This is a genomic window from Caballeronia grimmiae (assembly GCF_000698555.1).
GTDB lineage: Bacteria > Pseudomonadota > Gammaproteobacteria > Burkholderiales > Burkholderiaceae > Caballeronia > Caballeronia grimmiae.
The window spans coordinates 93,753-116,388 of the sequence record NZ_JFHE01000007.1 but is presented as its reverse complement, the minus strand read 5'-3'; the positions used below and the strand labels follow the sequence as shown (position 1 = coordinate 116,388).

17 protein-coding genes are annotated in these 22,636 nt (G+C 63.6%); 4 read left to right on the top strand and 13 right to left on the bottom strand.

Annotated elements, in window-relative coordinates; all coding sequences use genetic code 11:
• The first annotated feature begins 100 nt into the window (after positions 1-100).
• The gene (gene hpnN / locus BG57_RS10795; RefSeq protein ID WP_035962898.1) at positions 101-2,761 is read left to right on the top strand and encodes a hopanoid transporter HpnN; all 2,661 of its coding nucleotides are present in this window, start codon (positions 101-103) and stop codon (positions 2,759-2,761) included.
• Positions 2,758-3,753 carry an MlaA family lipoprotein gene (locus tag BG57_RS10790; protein ID WP_081850869.1) on the top strand — a complete coding sequence of 332 codons (996 nt, stop codon included), beginning with the start codon at positions 2,758-2,760 and terminating at the stop codon, positions 3,751-3,753. Before hpnN ends, BG57_RS10790 begins: the two co-directional genes overlap by 4 nt.
• 48 nt (positions 3,754-3,801) lie before the next feature.
• Here BG57_RS10790 and BG57_RS10785 read toward each other — a convergent pair whose 3' ends face one another.
• From BG57_RS10785 to BG57_RS10730, 12 genes are all read right to left on the bottom strand, one after another.
• A complete protein-coding gene (locus BG57_RS10785; RefSeq protein ID WP_035962896.1) occupies positions 3,802-4,272 on the bottom strand; it encodes an acyl-CoA thioesterase in 471 nt (156 codons plus the stop codon).
• 103 nt (positions 4,273-4,375) lie between these two features.
• Positions 4,376-5,032, bottom strand: a complete 657-nt coding sequence (locus BG57_RS10780) for a phosphorylase (protein ID WP_081850872.1) — start codon at positions 5,030-5,032, stop codon at positions 4,376-4,378.
• A 53-nt stretch (positions 5,033-5,085) separates the two neighbouring features.
• Complete coding sequence (gene shc, locus BG57_RS10775) at positions 5,086-7,065, bottom strand: squalene--hopene cyclase (protein ID WP_035963054.1); 1,980 nt, start codon at positions 7,063-7,065, stop codon at positions 5,086-5,088.
• The gene (locus BG57_RS10770; RefSeq protein ID WP_052005713.1) at positions 7,065-7,706 is read right to left on the bottom strand and encodes an FAD-dependent oxidoreductase; all 642 of its coding nucleotides are present in this window, start codon (positions 7,704-7,706) and stop codon (positions 7,065-7,067) included. Before BG57_RS10770 ends, shc begins: the two co-directional genes overlap by 1 nt.
• A complete protein-coding gene (gene hpnD / locus BG57_RS10765; RefSeq protein WP_035962893.1) occupies positions 7,706-8,554 on the bottom strand; it encodes a presqualene diphosphate synthase HpnD in 849 nt (282 codons plus the stop codon). The genes BG57_RS10770 and hpnD overlap by 1 nt, the downstream gene beginning before the upstream one ends.
• A gap of 461 nt (positions 8,555-9,015) precedes the next feature.
• Positions 9,016-9,867, bottom strand: coding sequence for a hypothetical protein (locus BG57_RS10760; protein WP_035962892.1), 852 nt, complete (start codon positions 9,865-9,867; stop codon positions 9,016-9,018).
• A gap of 4 nt (positions 9,868-9,871) precedes the next feature.
• Complete coding sequence (locus BG57_RS10755) at positions 9,872-10,819, bottom strand: hypothetical protein (protein ID WP_152562560.1); 948 nt, start codon at positions 10,817-10,819, stop codon at positions 9,872-9,874.
• Positions 10,816-13,869, bottom strand: a complete 3,054-nt coding sequence (locus BG57_RS10750; protein ID WP_081850871.1) for a type VI secretion system Vgr family protein — start codon at positions 13,867-13,869, stop codon at positions 10,816-10,818. Before BG57_RS10750 ends, BG57_RS10755 begins: the two co-directional genes overlap by 4 nt.
• Before the next feature lie 5 nt (positions 13,870-13,874).
• Positions 13,875-14,126, bottom strand: a complete 252-nt coding sequence (locus BG57_RS10745) for a PAAR domain-containing protein (RefSeq protein WP_035962890.1) — start codon at positions 14,124-14,126, stop codon at positions 13,875-13,877.
• Between the two features lie 1,351 nt (positions 14,127-15,477).
• Positions 15,478-16,419 carry a sensor domain-containing diguanylate cyclase gene (locus BG57_RS10740; RefSeq protein WP_035962889.1) on the bottom strand — a complete coding sequence of 314 codons (942 nt, stop codon included), beginning with the start codon at positions 16,417-16,419 and terminating at the stop codon, positions 15,478-15,480.
• 11 nt (positions 16,420-16,430) lie between these two features.
• On the bottom strand, positions 16,431-17,054 hold the full coding sequence (locus tag BG57_RS10735) for a chemotaxis protein CheC (RefSeq protein ID WP_035962888.1): 624 nt from the start codon (positions 17,052-17,054) through the stop codon (positions 16,431-16,433).
• Positions 17,047-17,415, bottom strand: coding sequence for a response regulator (locus tag BG57_RS10730; RefSeq protein WP_035962887.1), 369 nt, complete (start codon positions 17,413-17,415; stop codon positions 17,047-17,049). Before BG57_RS10730 ends, BG57_RS10735 begins: the two co-directional genes overlap by 8 nt.
• A 602-nt stretch (positions 17,416-18,017) precedes the next feature.
• On the opposite strand from BG57_RS10730, the gene BG57_RS10725 reads away from it, so the two are divergent.
• Entirely contained in the window at positions 18,018-20,267 is a 2,250-nt protein-coding gene (locus BG57_RS10725; RefSeq protein WP_035962885.1) for a hybrid sensor histidine kinase/response regulator, read from the top strand.
• A 166-nt stretch (positions 20,268-20,433) separates the two neighbouring features.
• Positions 20,434-21,867, top strand: a complete 1,434-nt coding sequence (locus BG57_RS10720) for a hypothetical protein (protein ID WP_035963050.1) — start codon at positions 20,434-20,436, stop codon at positions 21,865-21,867.
• Between the two features lie 56 nt (positions 21,868-21,923).
• Here the strand turns inward: BG57_RS10720 and BG57_RS10715 are convergent, their stop codons facing one another.
• Positions 21,924-22,478, bottom strand: a complete 555-nt coding sequence (locus BG57_RS10715) for an NADPH-dependent FMN reductase (RefSeq protein ID WP_035962884.1) — start codon at positions 22,476-22,478, stop codon at positions 21,924-21,926.
• Between the last annotated feature and the right edge of the window lie 158 nt (positions 22,479-22,636).

Here is a 22,636-nt window from a genome sequence, read left to right as displayed (position 1 = left end):
GTCGCCGAAACAAGAAGCGGCGCACCAGCCCGGCAGCGCGTATCACGCGGCCCGCTCCATGCGGCGCCCGAAAATAACAGGACACACCAGGTAGCGTCTCATGCTGACGTCCAACATCACTCGCTTTGTCACCCTCGCGATCCGCCGGCCGGCGTGGATTATCGCCGTTTCGATACTGCTCGGCGTTCTGAGCACGATTTATGTCGTTCACCACTTTCGCATCAGCACCGATGTCAGCCAGCTGATCGAAACCGAGCCCGAGTGGGCCGCGCGCAGCAAGGCGATCGAGGCCGCGTTTCCGCAGCGCGGCGCCACGCTGCTGATCGTCGTCGAAGCGCCGGCCCGCGAATTCGCCGATGCAGCCGCAAGCGAACTCGCCGCCGCGCTCGCAAAAGAACCGGCGCGTTTCAAGCAGGTATCGGAACCGGAGGGCGGCGCGTTCTTCGAGCACAACGGCTTGTTGTATCTGCCCACGAACAAGGTCGAGGAAGTCACGAAGCAACTCGTGCAGGCGCGGCCGCTCATCAATACGCTCGCTCACGACCCGACGCTCACCGGCCTCGCGCAGACGCTGAACACGACGCTCAATGTGCCGCTGATGCTCGGTCAGGTCAATCTCGGCCAGATGGCCGGTCTGCTCGGCCACAGCGCCGACGTGCTCGACCGCGTGCTCGCCGGTCAGCCGGCCGCGTTCTCATGGCGCGACCTCGCCGATCCGTCGAAAAAGAGCGGGCCAGGACGTGCGTTCGTCACCGTGGTGCCGGAACTCGACTTCAACGCGCTGAAGGCCGCAGCCGGCACGTCCGATGAAATCCGTGCGGTGGCCGCGCGAATCGGCATCGACAAGAAGTATGGCGCGACGCTGCATCTCACTGGCGCGCAGCCGCTCGCGGACGAGGAATTCGCCTCCGTGCAGGACGGCGCGGTGCTCAACGGCGTGCTGACTTTCCTCGTCGTGCTCATGATCCTGTGGGTCGCGCTGCGCTCGAAGCGCATGATTCTCGCCGTGTTCATCACGCTGTTCGTCGGCTTGTCGATCACCGCCGCGCTCGGCCTCATGATGGTTCACGCGCTCAACATGATCTCGGTCGCGTTCATGGTGCTGTTCGTCGGCCTGGGCGTGGACTTCGGGATTCAGTTCGGCGTGAAGTATCGCGAGGAACGGCACCGGCACAAGCGGCTCGATGTGTCGCTTGCCGAGACGGCGCGGCACGTCGCAGTGCCGCTCACGCTGGCCGCCGCAGCCACCGCTGCGAGCTTCTTCTCGTTCCTGCCGACCGCGTATCGCGGCGTGTCGGAACTCGGGCTGATTGCGGGCGTCGGCATGTTCGTCGCGTATCTGACCAACATGACGCTGCTGCCCGCGCTGATCAAGGTCTTCGCGCCGCCGGGCGAAGCCAAGGCGCCGGGCTTTCCGCTGCTGGCTCCCGTCGATGAGTTCCTCGACCGGCATCGCAAGCCGGTGCTGATCGGCACGCTCGTCATCGTGATCGGCGCGCTGCCGCTGCTCGCGTACCTGCGCTTCGACTTCAATCCGCTGCATTTGAAGGACCCGCATACCGAATCGATGGCGACGCTCATCTCGCTCGCGGATTCCCCCGAAGCCGCGGTCAACGATGTCGCCGTGCTCGCGCCTTCGCTCGCGGAGGCGGATCGCATCGCGGCGAAGCTCGAAAAACTGCCGGAGGTCGAGCGCGCGACGACGCTGTCGTCGCTGATTCCGGCCGATCAGCCGAAGAAGCTCGCACTGATCAAGGCCGCTGCCGACCAACTGCTGCCGGCGCTCGATCAGCCGGTCGCGTCGCCCGTAACGGACGCGGTGCGCGTCGCGACCTTGAAGCGCGTGTCGAACCAGCTATCGCTTGCCGCCGACGAGCATCCCGGCGCGGGCGCCGCCGAAGCAAAGCACTTGTCGCAGACGCTTGCCAGGCTCGCCCAGGCCGATGCCGCCGCCCGCGATCGCGCCGAGCACGCGATGGCCGAGCCGCTGCGTCTCGCGCTCGCGCAACTGCGCGCGCTGCTGCAGCCGACGGAGATCACCCGCGAGACGCTGCCGCCTTCGATGGTCGAGAACTGGGTCACGGCCAACGGGCAGGCGCTCGTCAACGTGTCGCCGAAGGCCCCGCCCGGCGTCGACCGGAACGACGACACCCTGCTCGCCCGTTTCGCCGATGCCGTGGTCAAGGCGGAGCCGAACGCGATCGGCGGGCCGATCTCCGTGCGTCATTCGGCGGAGGTCATCATCAAGGCGTTCGAGCATGCCGCGCTCTATTCGCTCATCGCGATCACCGTGCTGCTGTGGATCGCCCTTCGCCGTTTCGGCGATGTTTTGCGAACTTTGGTACCGTTGCTCGTCTCGGCCGTCGTGACGCTGGAGTTGTGCGTCGTGTTCCGCATGCCGCTCAACTTCGCGAACATCATCGCGTTGCCGTTGATGCTGGGCGTCGGCGTCGCGTTCAAGATTTACTTCGTGATGGCGTGGCGGTCGGGGCAGACGCGCCTGCTGCAATCGAGCCTCACGCACGCCGTGATGTTCAGCGCGGCGACCACCGCCACCGCGTTCGGCAGTCTCTGGTTCTCGCATCACCCCGGCACGTCCAGCATGGGACGGCTGCTCGCGCTGTCGCTCTTCTGCACGCTGATTGGCGCGGTGGTCTTTCAGCCGGTGCTGATGGGCAAGCCGCGCAAGGTGCGCGCGGCGGAGCGGGCAAAGCTGCGCGCGAGCCAGCGACACGACAACCTAAGAGGAATTGAAGAATGAGAATGGCCTCAGCGGCGCCTGCCGCTGCCGCGCTGCGCAAGGTGACGACGGGCGCTGTCATCGCAGGCGCGCTTCTGATGACGGGATGTGCAACCGGCCCTGATCGCAATCCGCGCGATCCGCTGGAACCGATGAACCGCACCATCTTCAAGATCAACGACGGGCTCGACACGTACGTCGCGCGGCCCGTCGCGCAGTTTTACGTCGACTGGACGCCGAGTCCGTTCCGTACGGCAGTCAGCAACTTCTTCTCGAATCTGGGCGACTTCAGCAACTTCGCGAACAACCTGCTGCAACTGAAGATCACCGATGCGACGCAGGACTTGATGCGTATCGCGATGAACTCGGTGTTCGGGATCGGCGGGTTGATCGACATTGCATCGCCGGCGGGGCTGCCGAAGCATCATCAGGACTTCGGACTGACGCTCGGGCACTACGGCATGCCGTCGGGGCCGTATCTCGTGCTGCCGCTGCTCGGGCCGAGTTCGGTACGCGATTCGACGACGTGGCTCGTCGACTGGCGCGTGAATCCGGTGAGCTACGCCGGTTCGGAGATTCGCTGGCCGCTGTACGGCGTGAACTTCGTGAGCGCGCGGGCCGATCTGCTGGGCGCGACCGACCTGCTTTCGCAGGCTGCGCTCGACAAGTACGCGTTCGTGCGCGACGCCTACACGCAGCGCCGCCAATATCTGCTGACGGGCGGCGGTTCGTCCGCGACACTGCCCGACTACGGCGACGAAGGCGTCAGCGCGCCGGAGGGCGCGAGTGCGCCGGGCGCGACGGGCGGCGGCAGCAGCGAGCAAGGCTTGCCGACTTATGTCGATCCGGGCGCGGCGGCGTCGCCGGCCGGAGGCATCGGGCCGAAGTCGCCCGCGCCGGGCGCGGGGGAAAGTTCGACGCAGGCTCCGGCCACGAGTAAAGGAGCGCCATCGCCCAGTTCCAGCGAAGGCCAGGGTTTGCCGAAATACGAGGACCCGGCGGAGAACAAGTAGGCTTGTCGGTGAAACTGAAACGGGCGCTCAGGCGCCCGTTTTTATTTCTCAATGCGCTTCCGCGACTTCTTCGCGAGTCAGGTCGTCGCTGGAAACGGTCGGCGCTTCCACCGCGCGCTGATCGCGTCGATAGGCTTCGAACAGTTCATCGGCATAAAGAATCTGCGTGCGGCCATGCGGCTCCGGCTCGCCCTGCTCGTTCAGATTGACGAAAACCATCTTCTCGACGGTCAGAATGCTCTTGCGCGTGATCTTGTTGCGCACTTCCGCGCGCAGCGTGATCGACGTACGGCCGAAGTGCGTAGCGGTAATGCCCAGTTCGATGATGTCGCCCTGACGCGCCGAACTGACGAAGTTGATTTCCGACATGAACTTCGTGACGACGCGCTGGTTGCCCAGTTGCGAGATGGCGTAAATGGCCGCTTCTTCGTCGATCCAGCGCAGCAGGCTGCCGCCGAACAGAGTGCCGTTTGGGTTCAGGTCTTCCGGCTTGACCCACTTGCGAGTGTGAAAATTCATTTGCGTTGTCCTTGCGTTCCCGTGGCGACGCATCCACCGCGTCATCACCTAGGGTTTTCCCTGATTATACCGAATTGAGGGTTAACCCGCAGAATGCAAGGCTCTAGGCGAAGGAAAGCGCCCCTGCTGTCTCCATTGCCTGCCGCGCCAGCACGAGCGTCGTGCGGGCCGCGCGCGCATCGCCCGCGAGCTTGAGCAGCGCGCCTAACTGCGACGGCTGGCGCGCAAGTTCGCGGAGAATCGGGCCGATGGCCGTGGTGCCATTGTCGCGCAAGCCCGCGGTCGCGGCGGGCGGCAGCGTGCGCCATGCGGGATCGACGACCGCGCGGCATACGGCGAACGGAAGCCCGCGCGCCGTCGCGATAGCCCCGGCGATATGCGATTCCATATCGACGGCGAGCGCGCCCGTCGACGAATGCAGCGAGCGCTTGTCGGCCTCGCTTTTGACAGGCGCGGTGACGCCCGCCATCGGGCCGCGCCGCGTGATGCGCGCGAGCGGCGTGCCGGCGAACGCCTCGACGATGCGCGCGCTCCACGCGTCATCCGTCCGCAGCGTGCCGAACGGGCCGCAGACGCTTTGCGCGACGATGAGCGCGCCCGGCTCCAGATCCGGCGCGAGCCCGCCCGCCGTTCCGAAACTGATGATGCCCGAGCACCCGCGCGCCACCGCATCCGACAACGCGCGCTCCAGCCAGTCCGACCGCGCCGCGAACACGACATCGACGCCGCGTCCGCGCACGATTTTGGCCTCGAACGCCATGCCCGTCACCGCGACGACGGGCACGCCGTCCGCCCGTCGCGCGCGCGGCGTGTTCACATGCCCACCGCGACGCGCGTCTGACCTTCGCGCGTCAGGTTGCGATAGCGCGCGAGCGCCCAAAGCGGGAAGAACTTGCGATAGCCGTGGTATCGCAGATAGAAGACGCGCGGAAAGCCCGTTGCCGTGAAGCGGGCTTCGTCCCACAGGCCGTCTTTGGTCTGCGTCCGCACGAGATAGGCGATGCCCCGCGCGACCGCCGGATGCTCGACGAGCCCCGCCGCCATCAGCCCGAGCAGCGCCCACGCCGTCTGCGAAGCGGTGCTCGACGCCTGCTCGTAGCCCCGATAGTCGAGCTTGTAGCTGTCGCCGTCCTCGCCCCAGCCGCCGTCGGCGTTCTGGATGCCGATAAGCCACTCCGCGCCGCGCTTGACGCGGGCATCCGTCGGCGCGACGCCGGCTGCGTTCAGCGCGCACAGCGCCGACCACGTGCCGTAGATGTAGTTCATGCCCCAACGCCCGTACCAGCTACCGTCGCGCTCCTGATCCCGCACGACGTACTCCAGCGCGCGGCGCGCGGGCTCGCTATTGGAGGGCGTCTCGCCGAGCTGCGCGAGCATCGAAAGGCAGCGGGCGGAGACATCGACGGTCGGCGGATCGAGCAGCGCGCCGTGATCCGAGAACGGGATGTTGTTCAGATAGAACTGCGTGTTTTCCGGCTCGAACGCGCCCCAGCCGCCGTCACTGCTTTGCATGCCGACGACCCATTCGCGCGCCCGCGAGATCGCCTCGCCGTACATCGCCGTGCCGTTCTCGCGATCGGCGCGCTCCATCGCCATCGCGACGACGGCGGTGTCGTCGACATCCGGGTAATGCGGATTGGCGAACTGGAACGCCCAGCCGCCGGGCCGCACGTTCGGGCGGCGCAGGAACCAGTCGCCGCGCACGTCGAGAATCTGCAGCGGCCGCAGCCACTCGAGACCACGCGCCACCGCCGCCCGCGCCTTCGGCATGCCGGTTTCGAGCAGCGCGTGCGACGCAAGCGACGTATCCCACACCGGCGAAAGGCACGGCTGGCAATACGCTTCGCCATCCTCGGATTCGTCGCTGACGAGCAGCTTGTCGATCGACTTGCGCGCGATGGCGCGATGCGGATGCTCGGGCGGATAGCCAAGCACGTCGTACATCATCACGGAGTTGGCCATCGCCGGGAAAATCGCGCCGAGGCCGTCTTCGCCGTTGAGACGCTCATCGACGAAACGCACGGCTTCCGCAATCGCACGTTCGCGGCCCGCCTTCGGGAAAGCGCCGTCGGTGGCGCGCAGGATCGAATCGACCACGCGGAAGAACGCGAACCAGCCACGGCTCTGATGCCCTGCGCGGTGCGGCATGCCCGTGTTGACGGGCGAATCGCGAAAAACTTCGTCGATTCGCACGCCGCGCGGGTTGCGCGCCTTCGGGCGCTTCGCGTTGAGCACGAGCAGCGGCACGATGACCGTGCGCGCCCAGTACGACACCTTCGACAAGTGGAACGGGAACCACACCGGCAGGCGCATGATTTCGACCGGCATCATCGGCACCGCGCGCCAGGACACCACGCCGAACAGCGCAAGCAGGATGCGCGTGAAGACGTTCGCCTTCTCCGCGCCGCCGGCGGCAAGAATCGCGCGGCGGGCGCGCTGCATGTGTTCGGCGTCGGGGGAATCGCCGATCATCTTCAACGCGAAGTACGCCTTCACGGAAGCGGACACGTCCATCGCGCCGTCGGTGAAGAGCGGCCAGCCGCCGTCGTCGAGCTGGATGCGCCGCAGATAGCGGCCGATTTTCGCTTCCAGCGCGATGTCAGCGGTTTCGCCGAGATAGTGGACGAGCAGCACGTATTCCGCCGGAATCGTGGCGTCGGCCTCGAGTTCATACAGCCAGTAGCCGTCGGGATGTTGCGCCGCGAGCATCGCGTCGGTGGCTTCGGTGACGGCGTGGTCCAGCGCGGCGTTCGATACCGGCGCGCCCACGGCCGACAGGGATAAATCGTTCATCAGCATTCCATCGATGGGTTCATCAGCACATCCGTGGCCTGTTGGCCTGAGCGGACAGCGCCTTCGATCGTCGCGGGCAGGCCGGTCGCCGTCCGGTCGCCCGCGAGCGTGAAGTTGGGCCGGCGCGTGCGCGTCGCGGCCCGCAAGCCTTGCTGCGACGGCACGGCGGCGAGCGACGCCTGCTCTTCGACGGCGACTTGCCACGGCGGCATCGGCGCTTCCGGCAGGCGCATCGCCTTCGCGGCTGCGCGCCAGACGCTCGCCGCAATGGCTTCGTGCGGCGTCGCGAGCAGGCGATCTGCATTGGCGATGGTGGCGGTGAGCCGGCCATCGCTCGCCTGGAGCCAGTGCGACGCGCCGTTCAGGAAGAACGTCAGCCGCGCGGAGCCGGCGAACGCGATCGGCACATCGACCGCGAAATGCACGGTCACGATGGCGGCGACCGCCGGCGTCATGGCGAGCACGGTTTCATCGCCCGGCTCGACCGATACAGACTCGTCCGCGTCGTCGAAAGCGAGGGAGCTTACCTGTTCCTTTGAATCCGTGCCGGATAAGCCGATTGCCGCGACGCACGCGCCGCGCCGTTGCGCCAGGACTGCGGACGCGAGGCCGGCGCCGGCCAAGAACACCAGCCCGGACATTAGAGGAGGTTGCGCGCCACGATCCACAGCAGACGCGCACGCGGCGTGCGCACGCGCGTGCGCGGCAGGTCGAAGCCGCGTTTGAGATTGGCGTCGAGCACGGTCCGGTACGCCGCCGACATGATGCGCGGCGCGCGCACTTCGTGGCGCGGCGAGGCGGCCATGATGATGTCGGACTGCGCGTAGTGGCCTTTCGCGCGTTCGGCGAGCACGGCGCAGACGCGCGGCAGGCGCGCATCGCCGACGATGGTGGCGGGATCGCTCGTGGAGATGCCTTCGCGCGCGAGCAGTTCGCGCGGGAGATAGACGCGGCCGATGGCGGCGTCTTCGTCGATATCGCGCAAAATGTTGGTCAGTTGCAGCGCACGGCCCAGGTGATGCGCGAGACGCCGGCCGGCGTCCTCGTGCATCCCGAAGATTCTCACCGATAGCCGTCCGACTGCGCTTGCGACGCGATCGCAGTAGAGGTCGAGCGTGGCTTCGTCGGGCGCGACGATGTCGCAGGCGGCGTCCATCGCCATGCCGTCGATGACGGCCTGGAAGTCGTCGCGCGAGAGTTGGAACGCGTGGATATGGCGGGTGAGCGGTTCGAGCGAGCGCGGGGGCGCGCCGCGATAGCAGGCGTCGATGTCTTCGCGCCAGCGTTCGAGTGCGAGCGCCCGTTCCCGTCGCGGCAGCGAGCCTTCGTCGGCGATGTCGTCGACGGCGCGGCAGAAGGCGTAGATCTGGTACATCGCGTCTCGCTGGGCAGCCGGGAGGATGCGCATTGCGAGATAGAACGAACTTCCCGACGATGCCTTTGCGGCGTCGGTGGTGGATTCGTCGGCGATGATGTTGGAAACGGCCAAGACGGACTCCGCTGTGGCGCCCCCAAGGGCAAGATTTAAGGTTTCGAAGGTTCGCGCAGAGCCGACCGGGATGGCCGGCGTGGGCCGGCTTGCACCCAAGAATGGCTGCGCCGGAAGCGGCAAAGAGTATAGCAATTGTTCGCGGGGGGTGAGGTGCTGCTTGGCAGGGTTTCAGGTTTGTTATGCGCGGAGTTGGCTTCTGATTGTCGTTGAGCCTGTGTTTGTCTCGGTCTATTGCGCTGCCACTCCCCCGCTGAGCGCGAACGTTCTGGAAGCCTCCTGGTTCGACGCCACCCACAGACGCCCGCTGCCTCTCTAGAGCAAACACTTCATATGCTGTTCCTCACGGCCACAGGCGGGCCGCTGGTAATGGGTCTATGATCGCGCGCTTTTCGGCTTTGGTATTGAGCGGGATGGAAGAATTATCCCGGAGCATATTGGCGACCGCGCCCATGGCGCTCCTATTGCGATGTTTCGTCATGGTATGGGCCGTGCCACATCCATTGCGCATCGACAAATCGCGCCCCGTCCGGTGCGGAACGGTTCGGCCCGAAGCCCGCTTGCGGGAACAACGTGTTTTGCCGAACCACCTGCTTGTCAATCTGGCCTTCTGCTGCCCATCCTTCCCACCATCCCGTCTCAGGACACAGCATGCCGGTGCGCAGCCTCATGTAGCCGTATTGTTTGCGCTTGGCGAAGTTGCGTTTCTCTAGCTCTTCGGGCGTAAGGTACTCGCGGATAACTTCGATCGAACGGAAGTACGTTGTGGTATCGATGTTCGATTGCCCCGGTTCATCGGGATTGGCGCGGTAAATGAGGGTCGCCCGCACGTCAAAGGGTGAGTCGTCGGGTAGAGGAAGACGCAAATTCAGCCGGACCACATCAGGGTCTTCTCGCAGGCCGGGGATCGGGCGCACCTCATAAATAAGGTTTTCTTTGCGCACGCCGTCAATCAGTTCTCCGCGCTGGACGCGATGGAGCTTTAGCCGTTGCTCGATATCTTGGCGCGGAATCGTTGCAGACTTCCAAGATACTGGTTCGACTCGGAAGCGCCTACTATCGCCGCTATCGGAGTCATCGCTTTCCCCACCAAAATCGAACAAAGCACCAATAAGGCCATCCTCTTTATAGTAGAAGGTTATATTTGAACCTATGCGCCTAAGAGATAACTTGCCGAGCGTCGCTTCAACCTGCTGAATCGACAGCGTTCCAGCCACCCAATTCGTACCGATCTCTGCGACCCTCAGAAGGGTCGATACTTGCTCCGCCGTCAGCGGTGTTTGGGGGCGTTGCTTAATATGTTCTACGGGCATTGGTTTAGCTTCCCGTTCCGGTTGGTCGAATTGATACGGCGGGGCCTGAAGCGTTGCCGTTGGTGGCAGCGCTGAGCTTGCGGTTGTTATAAGCGGCTGCGTACTGACGGCTGCACTGATTAGCCAATAAGCCGTCCGGCGCATGACCATCGCTCCAATATGCACCCGCAACCGCGCCACAGTAGAAAGCGTCATCTTCCCAAGGCTTCGAGTTGTATGCCATTGCGGTTCTATCTTCCGCCATATCTTCGACGTCAATTGCTGTGCTTTCCGGCCCTGCATTGATAAGCAATTGCTCAGCCTGTTTCTTCGCAAGCTCATATTCCTTTTGCATGGATCGCGCGTCGTTAGCATAGTCGAGATAGGCTCCCTGTTTTTCAAACAAAAAAAGATGCCACGCATACATGCCCACCGCCATCTGCTTGATCGTCAAGAGATTGGCTTGGTCATCAGGTAATGGTTGCTTCGCCGCTAGCGCGGCTTTGCTGGTCAAGGGAGAGTCAGTTCCAGCAAAGGATTGCGGCCACCGCGCAATGTTGGGTGTTTGCTCGAAGTCTGCGGGCCGTTGCTGAACCATCGCAAAAATCCAGAAGTGCTGCTGACAATGGCGGGTTTCATGATACATAGTGTCAATGCAATCCATAGGGTCCTTTCGAACCTTATAGGCGCGATCGGCCTGGGCGTCGCCGCTTGACAGAAATAATGATCCGAAGGCCGCAGTGTTTATACTGATTGTCCACTTCCTTGGTTCAAAAACACCTTTGGCATCTCCGGTAAGTCGGTCGTTGGTTACGATGACAGTAGGCATAGCCTTATTCGGAAGAGCGAAGGCGCTCGCCTGTGATGCGCTCAGGGCATTGAACAGCACCGGACGAATAACGTTCGCCAGGCTATCAAGATCATCAGGTTGTATTTCTTCAATCTTTCCCACCATCGACGGCGTGACCGTCAATTCGGCTTTTCCCTTCCCGAAGTAGTTGGATCCCCATTGGACTTTCTCAAGCAACGCATCTGCAATGTTTTCGCAAATTGTTCAGCTACCGGGAACGCCAGTCGCTTCCAGTTGTTCGTATCTTTCGTGCTGTAGCGCATACCCCAGTTATACGAATGGCAAACGGCGAAATAGAGGCTATGCCCGGCGTTGGTTGTCCCGCTGTCTTGCGACTCCAATTCCCTATCGTTTAGCTTGGTCTTGACGGGCTTTTTTTGTACCACCACGACAGGCATACGCGCATCAGCAGGCTGCGTCAGCATGGCTGTCAGAATCGATGACGGGTTCCCAGTGCCATCGTTGTGCAGAATCTCCACAACGGCGGACTGAATCGAATCCGAGAGAACTAACGCGGTCGCCCCCTTGTCGTCTGATTTTCCTGCGATGACCTGTCCATCATCCAGCGTAATGCGATAAGGTTGGTCGGGTATGCCAAGGCCAGAAACGGGATCGACTAGCACAAACGGCTCCGCAACCTTCGCGTCCGCGACGTCGGTCAACGGCTGTTTCACCGGCTTGTCCTGTGGCGCGTCTGTTGCGTGGCTAGCCGCATGAACAAGGAACTCGCCCCCAGTGAAGCCGCGTAGTCCGGAAAGGCTGATTTCGACCACAGAGCCACCGCCGTTCAAACGAATTCCTTTGGCCGCCGTCAGATTGATCCAGCCATCCGCGCTCACGATATCCGCATCCTTGCGCGCGACAATCTCGACACCGTCGCTCTGCGCCTCCAGCCGTATCTTTCCCGCCGCAGCGACAAGCCGCATTCCGGCCTTATGCACGAAGAGCGAGAACGTGTTCACCACGCTCGCGAACATCGATCCGGCCGCCGCGATACTGACATTGCGTCCGCTCGTTACTGCAAAGTGTTGATTGCTTGCAATGTGCGTGCTGCCCGCCGCCGTGGTCTGAATCCCCGCAGCACTGGCGAGCGTCAGATGAGGCGCGGCAAACTCAGGATAGCCGCCGCTGTACGGGCTTCCCTTGCCCGTGCCGCGAAGCTCATCGTTGGCCGACTTGATCGCGCGCGTGGCATCGTTTTGGTTGTGCGTGGCGTCTTGCGCACCGTGCTGCTGCGCCGACTCCGACAGGTTCTCGTGAATGTCGCGCGCCTGCGTGAGCCGTGCAATCGTCTCGCCCATATCCAGCGCGTGATTCTGCGCGTTCGATCGGGCTTCCGTCGTGACGAGCAGCCCTTTGGCTGCACGCGCGACGCCGTGCGCGTCGGTGCGCAACTCGAACCCTTCGCCGCGCGCCTCCTGCCTTCCCTCATTGCCATCGATGCGCGTGTTGAATCCTAGCGTCAAGCTGGATTTTGCATGATCGCTCGCAAGCTGCGCCTGCATCTGGCCATTGGTATCGTCCAGCACGACGTGGTTCGATGCCATGCTCTCGCCCAAGCTCTGACTGCGGATTCCAATCAACGCGTCATTGCGGGGAAGTTCCCACGGCGGCATGTTCCAGCGGTCAACGACAAACCCTGATACGTACGGCCTGTCGGGATCACCGTGGACGTGGGAGACAATCACCATCTGTCCGGCGCGTCCGGGCGCGACCACGCCCATTTGCCCGCCCTGCCATTGCGAAGCGACGCGCACCCAGATCGAAGTCGCACCGTCGTAACGGGCTTCGCGATCCCAGTCGTACTGAATGCGAACACGATTCTTGTCATCGATCCACGTCTCATAGTGCTGGTTCGGGTGATGTTCCGGCGAGACGATCACCGCGTATTCATCATCGACGTGGGGGCGTGGCGTGACTTGGGGAAGCCGGTAGTACTCGGTGTCCGGTTGCAACTCGAACGTGGTGTTGACCGCGTACTGACGCCATGAACCTGAAGAAGTGCCGACTTCGGTCATCTCCAGTTCGCACATCAGCACGACATAGTCACGATTGGCCTTCGTCTGCGGGTAGCCTGCCAGCGTGAACGAGCGGCCCGGCTGGAGTCCGCGCAGATGCCCCTTGCCATGTGCACGCAGTCCCATGCAGCGCGCGGCCTGAAGTTTCACGCGCGCAAGGTGTCGACCTTCTTCGCGCGCATCGTTGGCCGGGCTATTGTCGGCTTCGGGTTGCGCAAATTCGGCGGGCGCGTAGATCTCGATGCCACGTTTGGCGGTGCCTTTCGTGTCCTCGTATTCCTCGCGCAACCCCGCGTTGCTCTTTCTGAGGCGCGGCTTCATGTAATCGTGATCGTTGACGGTCGCCTTGCCGGCCGTCAACGTGTAGGTCAGCGACAGTTCGCTGATGTGCTCCTCATCGATTCGCCCCCCCGTGTGATAGCGCAGCGTTTCATAAGCGACGCCATGAGGATGGAAACCGCCCAGCGTGTCGGAAACGACGAGTGTGTGACCCTTCTTGTCGTGTTCGAACCAGAAGAATAGGCCCCATTCCTCCATTAGCCGAAGCGCCAGATTCCAGTCCGATTCCCACGCCTGCCGGATGAAATCGCGCGGCGAGTAATGCTTCTTGCCTCCCGTCGGGCCAGCGATGCGCCAGTCGATGACGCCATACCTGCCCAGCAGCTTTTGAAGCACATCCGTAACGTCGCCGCTGAAAATGCGCGAGTTCTTGTTTTGCGTCGCCGTCCATACCGAAGGGCGCAGCACGAATTCGTAGACTGCGGCGCGGTCCTCGGTGCAGATGATCCGCGCCGAGACGATACGCCCGCCGATGTAGCGTGTGTCGGCGCCGACGTTGGCTGAACCCGTAGCGCCTTGCTGACCGGCGCGGAACGTGCCGATTCCGGTCACTTCTATCGCAACCGTGCCGTTCGTGCCGACGATTTCTTGCAGGTCGATTTGCGCCGCATCGGTCGGGTTCCGCAGGAAGTCGGGACGCCCGACCTGAGCAAGCACGGTGTATTCGAACAGTTCACCGACCGCTTCCCGTCCGCGAATACTGCGCACGGTAAGCATGGGTTCGCGAAGTTCTTCTCCGCCATATCCCCGACCGACGATTTCCGGCAGGGCCGGACTTTTGAACGTGATGGTGTGAGTTTCGACAGACCATGCCATACGCGTCAAGCTCTGATGATCGTCGCGCCGCACGCGGTCTTGTCGCCGATCAATGCGACCTTGACGCCTTTATGCGTGCGTGTTCCGGTAGCAATGATGGGATACGTCCCGCCGCACTTCCGGCACTCGGTCACATGCCCGTCGAGCGCCGTAGCGATGCCCATATGCTGAAGTTCGGTAGCGGCCTGAATGACCGTTCCGCCGTGGTCCGTTGCGTCGCCGAGGCACGCAACCTCGCGGCCTGTTCTATCCCGCATGGTTGGTTATCCTTATGTAGTACGAGTCAAAACTGCGCGAAAAGGCTACGCCAAGATGGAGCATCACCGCCACGGTAGGCACAAAATGTCACTGTCCTATGACTTCAGAGAGGGAATCGTCGTATCCCTCGGCTGATCAGCGCGTGGTTGCGTCGAGTAAAGCCTGTTTGCCACTTAAGTTGCAACGCGCGCGCTGGATTCGGGACCCGCGCGCCTTCTTTGATTTCCGGCGCACAGTGCTTCGTTTCGTTAATGGATGGGAACCGGCGGGAGAGCCGAACGGCTCGCCGGTATAATTACGTGCCCGGTCTTCCCGTGCTGTCGCTCTTTCCGCCCTTCGTGTGAGAGCGAGGAGCGCGGCTTCTCAACTCGCCGGGGCGCGAACTTGCCAGAACAAGGGTTTTCGGTAGTCGAGACTGGCAACGACGGCCCAACACCAGCAGGATCGAAGCCGTAACGTGTGCTCAGCGTTTCGCCGGTCGATTCCCTCGTTGAGCAGGACGCTCGCCGGAATGTCGAACGGACTTGGAAACTGAGGAGAAGCATGCCCCTTGACTGGCCTCGATCCTCTGCATCCTTCACGCGAGCATAAAACGAGATCGTTCCCGCGCGCGTCAGATTACCGCCAAGCCGGGCGACAAATTCAGCCCTGGTCCACGCTAAACGCGTACGTGGCACAAGTACCTTCCGCATTGACCTCGACAGGACATTCTCCCAACGCCGTTTGTAACGGCATTGAAAAAACGGCATAGCGCATTCATTTGTCTGCGCAGCGCATGCCGCGCTGGCTAAATCAGGCGCTCACGGCCCTATAGTCGACGTATCGATAATCGCAAGGGCTCAATGCCGCTCAATTAGCTAGCGGCGTCCGGCACCCTATGGCGCGCGCCGTTGCGACACTGTTGGAAGCAATTGATTTATCAATTGGTTGTACGAGTGAGACTATCGTGTCGCGTTCATTCCACAAAGTGAGCACCCAGCGAGAAAACCGTTCAACGCCGTGAATCGGACGAACGACACCGGGCTTTATCGTCTGAATTACAATCAAGGAAGCGCGCTAGAATATTTGTGTATGGCAAAGACGCGCGGAGGACATAAGCGGATATGGGTTTCGGCGATTCCGCCTGCTTGTGAAGTGAACGGCGTGCGACGTTCCAGTGACACAGAGTCTTTTTTCGAGGTTCGTCAGCGCGGAGGCGAGATCGGGGGTAGCGATTGGAATATCGCTTCAGTCCCCTTCGTTCGAGATTCGGTGGTTACTTTTCTTGCATGGGATGGGAGTAAGGCGTTATAGCGCCAGTCGGTCGACAGCTAAGACCGCCGCAAAACCAAGCCCCAGCGATAAAAAAACTCACCGAAACCCGATCGCCCGATTCCTCCCCTGCCGCTTGGCCGCATACAAAGCAGCATCAGCCTCATTGATAAGCGCCTCATACGACGTAGTCACCCCGCGCTTCGCGCAAGCCGCCCCGACGCTAGCGGTGACCGGCACCCGCGCCCCCTGCACATCGATAGGCGTCTCGCAGATAGCACATCGCACTTTCTCAGCGACGATCATCGCATCGTCGAAACTGGTACAGGGAAGGAGCAGCGCGAACTCCTCGCCGCCGAAGCGCCCGAACACATCCTGCACCCGCACCGCCGCAGCGACGCGCTCCGCCATCAGCCGCAGCACCGTGTCGCCCACGAGATGCCCCAGCTCGTCATTGATCCGCTTGAAGTGATCCAGATCGAACAGCAGCATCGACAAATCACCGTCATACCGCTGCCAGCGGGAAAACTCGTCGCTCAGACGCAGATCGAAATAGCGCCGGTTTGCAATGCCCGTCAACCCGTCGCGATCCGCGAATTCCTGCAGCTTCGCCACCGCCTCGTCGCGGGCGCGCTGCATCATGCTCGCGTGGGTCGCATCGGAAATCGTCACACACACCGCGCACACCTCGCCGTCCTGCGCGAGCGGCATGAACGTGCAGTCCTGCTGCATGAAATCGACGCCGCCCGTGATCGGCCGGTCGTGATCGAACTTGAAGAGATATGGCCGCTGCTCCCACGAACTGAACGCGAAACTGCCAAGCTGAAACACGCTCTCGACCTTGCGCGTCAGCCACACGCGCGGCAACTCCGGGAAGCTCGCGAAAATGGACTTGCCGGTGACCTGCTCGGCCGTCTTGCCGCTGTGATCCGCCATGAAGCGATTCCACATCAGCACGTTCAGATCGCGATCGAGCACGAAGATGCCGAAGCCCACGCGCTCGATCACCAGTTCGCTCAGCACATGCCGTAGTTCTTCCATGGCGATGCGGCTCAGAGACTCGACAGCAGCGCATCGAGCGCGTCACGCAAATGCTGGATCGCATCTTCCGCCATCAGCATCACGAGATGCGCGCGGAAGCTGTGATCTTCCAGTGCGAAGTTCACTTCGAGCAAGAGCGCCGTTTTCCAAGCGAGCATCGCCGGCTGAAAAACATCGTCGAGCGCGAGCTCCAGGCCCAGCATGCCCGGCGGCGAAAAGATCGGCGCACGCCCAAGCTGCTCGAGAATGCACGACACACATGCGCCCATCAGCACCGTCGCGACATCGAAGATGAGCTCCGTGCGCGTGGTTGTCTCGTAGGTGGACTTGGTGTACGGATCGTCGACGAGCGCGCAAAGCTGATCCACGCTGCCGCTCTTGCACAACACGATCGCCTCGCCCTTGATATCCGAGCGGAAGCCCTGACGCACGGCGGTGACGGCATCGGTGATGCCGGTCATCTCGCGCAACGCCTGCGACGCCTGCGCCACGCCGACGACGCGCACGCGCGGCACCGACAACTCGATGAACGTCCCGAGCAGCTTCGACAGGCGCGTAGCGGCCTGGCCCATCGCCATGTTGGCGACTTCCTGCAGCGCGTCGCGCTGGTCTTCGTTGAGGGCGGGGTCAACCATGGAGTCCGTACTCCTTCAAAACGGGACGCAGCGCTTCGGGCGTCACGGGCTTCGGCAGGAAGGCGATCGCGCCGAGCGCCCGTACACGTTCCTGAGCCATCGGCTGGACATCGGCGGAAACGACGATCACGAACGTGTTCAAATCCTCGTGCTGGAGGGCGTCGAGCACCTGATAGCCGGTCATGTCGGGCATCGTCAGGTCGAGGAACATCACCGAGGCGCGGCCTGCGCGATACAGCTCGAGCGCCTCCCGCCCGTTCGTCGCGTAGGAAATGTCGACGTTCCAGTCCTCGGGCAGCGCGCGCGTCAGCACCTTGCGGGCGAGCAGGGAATCATCGGCAATGACAATCGGCAAAGGCATGGTCGGTCGGGTCAATGAGCTTCGGGCCGAGAGCCGTCATGACAGACACGGCATGCTCTCGCATGTATTTACGGCGCCGTTGCAGCGATCTTTAGGGTGGCGGGGTTTCGACCGCTAAATCAGGCGGCCCCGGCGCCGCGGCCCGTGAGTAACCACATTTGCTTCGTGCCGTCGCGCAACCGGCCCATCCCGCCATCGTCCGTGGCGCGGAGTTTCCAACACTTTTGCGCATCGGGTGTCTCGGCAAGACACTCCTTTGGCGTATAAATCAGAGGATTCCATTGTCGGCTTAAGACGATAGGGAAGCAACTCATCCAGCCGCCAAGTCGGGTGCAATCCCCTCAAAAGCGCTGATTTTTAAAAACTTCCTAACTTGCGAATCCCGGCACCGTCGTATTCCATCCTTCTGTGTACGTTTGCGCTTCCGATAAACTCGCTAACTCGCCGCACGCACGCCCGTTCGATATCCTGCTGCGGCGGTCCCTGCGTCGGTACGGTTCGTGCATGCAATCGACCTTTACCCGCGTGCGGCCGTCCTCGTCGCCGTCGCAAGGAAAGAACGACACGCCTCACAAGTAAAGTTTTCCACTTCGCTGCCAAACATGACGCTGCAACGTGAGGAACCCGACACCGAGCTCGCCTCGGGGCACAGGCAGGAAGAGCCGCCTTTTCCGGTCGTTCCCGAGAGAAACTTCGCGGCGCAACGCCTGACGCTCTATGCGCTGCTCATCGCGGCCGTCGTGCTTCCGTGCGTCTACGTGGCGATCACCGCGATTTCCGACTATCGCGCCCGCGAAGCCAGCGCATCGGAACTCGTCGCCCGCAATGCGCGCGTGGCGGAAGAGCACGCGCTCAAAGTCTTCGATCTCAACGTGACGCTGAACGAGCGCATCGTCGATCTGCTCGACGATCTCGAAGCCAACGCAATCCATCAGCAGGACGTCATCATCCACGAGCGGCTGGCGGAGATGATCGGCAGCTATCCCCAGGTCGCGGCGGCATCCGTTTTCGGGCCCGACGGCAAACTGCTCGCGACGAGCCGCGGCTGGCCCACGCCCGATGTGTCCGTCGGCGATCGCGAGGACTTCAAAAGCCTGCGCGACAGCAGGGACGCCGAGCAGATTTCGCGGGTCATGCCCGGAAGCGTCGTCAAGGAGCGCGTGTTCAACACGGCGATTGCGCGCCGCGCGACCGACGGCCGCTTCCGGGGAATGGTGACGATCGCGCTGCGGCCGCCCTACTTCAACGCGTTCTATCGCGAATTGCTCGGCGACAGTGCGACCATCTCGCTCGGCCTCGCCCGCGCGGACGGCGAAGTGCTCGCGTGGTTTCCCGACCGGCCGTCGACCTCCACGGCGCTCACCGCGAACTCGCCGCTGCGGGCCGCCTACAAGGCGGGCGCGCGCAGCGGCGTCGTCAAGATGGTGTCGGGCTTCGATAACGAATTGAAAATCGTCGCGTTCCGGCGAGTCGGCGCGTATCCGGTCTACGTGTCGAGCGGCTATCCGATCTCGACGATCTGGGAGCAGTGGTATCGGCACCTGAGCGTGCTCGCGCTGTCGATACTCGCGCCGTGCGTCGTGCTGTGGGGCGTGATCGGGCAGTCGCTGCGGCGGCTCGCGATCGAAGAGGAAGCGTGGGAGCGCTGGCAGGCGGAAGCGTCGATGCGCCGCTCGATCGAATCCGCGTACCGGCAGGCGCGCAAGATGGAAGCGCTCGGCAATCTGGTAGGCAGCGTCGCGCACGACTTCAACAACCTGCTGATGATCGTCTCCACCAATGTGCAGATCGCGCGGCGGCGAGGCCCGGTCGGCCTCGACCGCGAGCTGTCCGCGATGGAGCGCGCGCTGAAGAGCGGTCAGTCCTTGACGCGCCAGTTGCTCGGCGTCGCGCGCAAGCAGCCGTTGAGGAGCGAGGTCATCGCGTTCGGTCAGTGGGTGTCGGCGGTGCGCGAACTGCTGCGCGCGTCGCTCGGCGCGAAGGTCGCGCTGAACGTCGAAGTATCGCCGGACGTGGGGACGGTCCGGGTCGATCCCGCCGAACTCGAACTCGCGCTCATCAACGTCGCGGTCAATGCGCGCGACGCGATGCCCAACGGCGGCGCCTTCACCGTGCGCGCGGACAACGTGCGCTTCCGTCACGAAGACGGCTTTCCGCTGACCGGCGAGTTCGTGCAGATCACGCTCCAGGACACCGGCGTCGGCATGCGTCCGGAGGTGCTCGGGCGCGCGTTCGAGCCGCTTTTCACGACGAAGCCCAAAGGCATGGGCACCGGGCTCGGCCTGCCGCAGGTCTTCGCGTTCTGCGAGCGGGCGGGCGGCCTCGCGACCATCGACAGCGCGGTCGGCGCGGGCACCGCCGTGCGCCTCTATCTGCCGCGCACAGCTGCGGCCGGCGCAGCCGAGAGCAGCGCGGACCCGGCCGCCGCGACCGTCCCGGAAGCGGATGGCCTGCGCGTGCTGCTGGTCGAAGACAACGAGGAAGTCGCGGCAGGAACCGAGGCGCTTCTGACGATGATGGGCCACCAGGTCACCTACGTCTTCAACGCCGATACCGCGATGACGCTGCTCGAATCGTCGCGCGACGCCGCCTCGCCGTCGGGCTTTCCGTTCGACGTGATCCTCTCCGACATCCACATGCCGGGGCAACTGAACGGCATCGACCTTGCCGAGCGCATCCAGCGCTTCGAGCCGCGCGTCCCGGTGATTCTCGTCACCGGTTACGCGGAAGAACTCGACCGCGCACGGCAGGTCGACGCGCGCGTGCTGTCGAAACCCTTCGACATCGCGCTGCTCGATTCGCTTTTGCGCGGCATCCGCGAAGGACAGGCCGCGCGCCCCGTGGATCGCTGATCGCTGTTTTGCAGCCGGCCTTGTAAAAGCGGCGGCGTCGCGCGTCGAGCGCAGCGCCGTGCGCAGCACGCCTCGCGATCCGGCACGGCAGTTGCGTCATCACACGCACGTGCGGCAACCGACAGTTGCCGATCCCCGGAACACCGCGAGAAGCGAGGAGGCGACCATGCGACACACCGTCATCGGAGTATTCGATACCTACGACCAGGCCGAAGATGCGCGCTCGGCGCTGATCAGCGCGGGCTTCGCGCGCACCGACATCGAGTTGCAGGCGAACCCGAAACGCGACGACGCCGCGGTGCCGTCCGACATGCCCGACGCCCAGACGCACTCGGAGCCGGGCGTGCTCGCGAACATCGAGCGCTTCTTCAGCATGCTGTTCGGCGGGCGCGATCATCCGCCCGAAGTCGCGCATTATTCCGAAGCCGTGCGGCGCGGCGCGGTGCTCGTCGCCGTCGATACGGTCAGCCATGAGCAGGCCGAAATCGCCCGCGTGACGCTGTCGGATCGCGGCGCGATCGACATCGACGAACGCGCCGCGAGCTGGTCGACGCTCTCGCACGGTGCAAGCACGACGCCCGCCGCAAGCGACAGCCGCGATCATTCGATCCTCGACGAACTCGGTCTCGGACTGGGCAGCGGCGTGCCGGGCAAGGCGCCGGTGAACGAGCCGCGTGTCGACACCGCGCCGCGCGCCCGGGCTTATCCGCGTGCGGATGTCGGCGATCCTGCCGTGGCGCCGCTTTCCGATCCGCTGGTCGATCCCGTCGGCGCGCCGCGCGTCGATGTTCCCGCCCGCACCGATCCCGCGACGCTCACTTCGCGCGACTACGTGAGCGATCCCGCCGACGATGCGCTGATGCCGAGCGCGCGCCCGCAGCGCGACAGGGCGGAGCCGTCGAGCGTCCAGTACGAGCAGGTCGAAACGAAGACGACTGTCCGCACCGCCAGCGACCCGCTGGCAGGCCGCGATCCGGTGACCGGACGCGATCCGCTGGCGACCACGGGCATCGATCCGCTTGCCGGGACGCCCGCCGATCCGCTGGCGTCGGGTGCCGAAGTGGGCGCGGACGCGCGCGAGTTGCCCGGTGCGAGCAAGCGCGATCCGCTGCCCGGCGTGCATGTCGATCCGGACACGGACTGGCGTTCAATCGATACCATCGAGCCGCTCAGCCCGCTCGACGAACCCGCGAAGCCGCAGCAGTTGAACATGCAGAATCAGGCGCAATCGCAGTCGATGCCGGCGATGGGCGCGTCGGGCGATCCCATCGGCACGTCGGCGGCGTCGCAGGCGGCCGTGCCGCTCGGCCCGCGCAGGACGCCGAACGAATACATGGAGTACGAGGAAGACTTCCGCGCCGATTACGACGCGAAGTATGCGGCGACCGGCGAGCCGTACGAGGACTATCAGGGCGCGTATCGCTACGGCGCGACGCTCGGCAACGACGACCGCTTCCGCAGCCGCGCATGGGACGATCAGATGGAGTATGAAATGCGCCGCGAATGGGCGACGCGGCATCCGGAAGGCGACACGTGGGATCGATTCAAGGCGGCGGTCCGTCACGGCTGGGATCGCGTGACGGGGCAGCACCACGTCTGATGCGCGCGATTGCTTCCTGACGACACGGCCCGCTCGCGCGGGCCGTTTTTATTGCGTCAGGCGGCGGCGTGGTCGCGCACCCACGCGGCGTACTTGTCCATGAAGCCCTGCAGATACTTGCGCGTGTCTTCGCTGACGATGTTCCCGTTCGCGTCGATGCGCTTCTCGTCGTGCTTGATGTACATCTCCGGCTGGCCGAGCAACGCGATATCGAGATACGCGCAGACGCCCCGCAGATGCGACTGTGCGATCGCCGTGCCGATCGCCCCCGGCGACGTGCCGATGACCGCGCCCGGCTTGCCGCCCCATGCGCTGTGTCCCCACGGGCGGGAGCCCCAGTCGAGGGCGTTTTTCAGGACGCCCGGAATGGAGCGGTTGTACTCGGGTGTGACGAACAGCAGGCCATCGGCTTCCGAGATTTTTTGCTTGAGCGTGCGCGCGGACTCCGGAAAGTCGCTGTCGTATTCCTGGCTGTAGAGCGGCAGGCTGCCGATATCGACGTGCTCGAACGTGAAGTCGTCCGGTGCGAGCGTTTCGAGTGCATGCGCGAGCTGTCTGTTGAACGAATCGCGTCGCAGGCTTCCTACGACCACCGCGATCTTGTAGGCCATGACCTGATCCCCCGTCGATGAGAGTGAGTGAGCCGGCGGGCTTCTGCCGGTCGCGAGGACACATCATATTCGGATCGACGGCGAAGCGTCATGCGTCGGCGCAGCGTGGCGATTGAACCAATTTTGTGATGAATCGCGCAGTCCAGTTCGTGCCGCGT

Bases quoted from the DNA above. Each gene is read 5' to 3' on its own strand.
- hpnN (WP_035962898.1), top strand. From the start codon at position 101: ATGCTGACGTCCAACATCACTCGCTTTGTCACCCTCGCGATCCGCCGG.
- BG57_RS10790 (WP_081850869.1), top strand. From the start codon at position 2,758: ATGAGAATGGCCTCAGCGGCGCCTGCCGCTGCCGCGCTGCGCAAGGTG.
- BG57_RS10785 (WP_035962896.1), bottom strand. From the start codon at position 4,272: ATGAATTTTCACACTCGCAAGTGGGTCAAGCCGGAAGACCTGAACCCA.
- BG57_RS10780 (WP_081850872.1), bottom strand. From the start codon at position 5,032: ATGGCGTTCGAGGCCAAAATCGTGCGCGGACGCGGCGTCGATGTCGTG.
- shc (WP_035963054.1), bottom strand. From the start codon at position 7,065: ATGAACGATTTATCCCTGTCGGCCGTGGGCGCGCCGGTATCGAACGCC.
- BG57_RS10770 (WP_052005713.1), bottom strand. From the start codon at position 7,706: ATGTCCGGGCTGGTGTTCTTGGCCGGCGCCGGCCTCGCGTCCGCAGTC.
- BG57_RS10760 (WP_035962892.1), bottom strand. From the start codon at position 9,867: ATGCCCGTAGAACATATTAAGCAACGCCCCCAAACACCGCTGACGGCG.
- BG57_RS10750 (WP_081850871.1), bottom strand. From the start codon at position 13,869: ATGGCATGGTCTGTCGAAACTCACACCATCACGTTCAAAAGTCCGGCC.
- BG57_RS10745 (WP_035962890.1), bottom strand. From the start codon at position 14,126: ATGCGGGATAGAACAGGCCGCGAGGTTGCGTGCCTCGGCGACGCAACG.
- BG57_RS10740 (WP_035962889.1), bottom strand. From the start codon at position 16,419: ATGGAAGAACTACGGCATGTGCTGAGCGAACTGGTGATCGAGCGCGTG.
- BG57_RS10735 (WP_035962888.1), bottom strand. From the start codon at position 17,054: ATGGTTGACCCCGCCCTCAACGAAGACCAGCGCGACGCGCTGCAGGAA.
- BG57_RS10730 (WP_035962887.1), bottom strand. From the start codon at position 17,415: ATGCCTTTGCCGATTGTCATTGCCGATGATTCCCTGCTCGCCCGCAAG.
- BG57_RS10725 (WP_035962885.1), top strand. From the start codon at position 18,018: ATGACGCTGCAACGTGAGGAACCCGACACCGAGCTCGCCTCGGGGCAC.
- BG57_RS10720 (WP_035963050.1), top strand. From the start codon at position 20,434: ATGCGACACACCGTCATCGGAGTATTCGATACCTACGACCAGGCCGAA.
- BG57_RS10715 (WP_035962884.1), bottom strand. From the start codon at position 22,478: ATGGCCTACAAGATCGCGGTGGTCGTAGGAAGCCTGCGACGCGATTCG.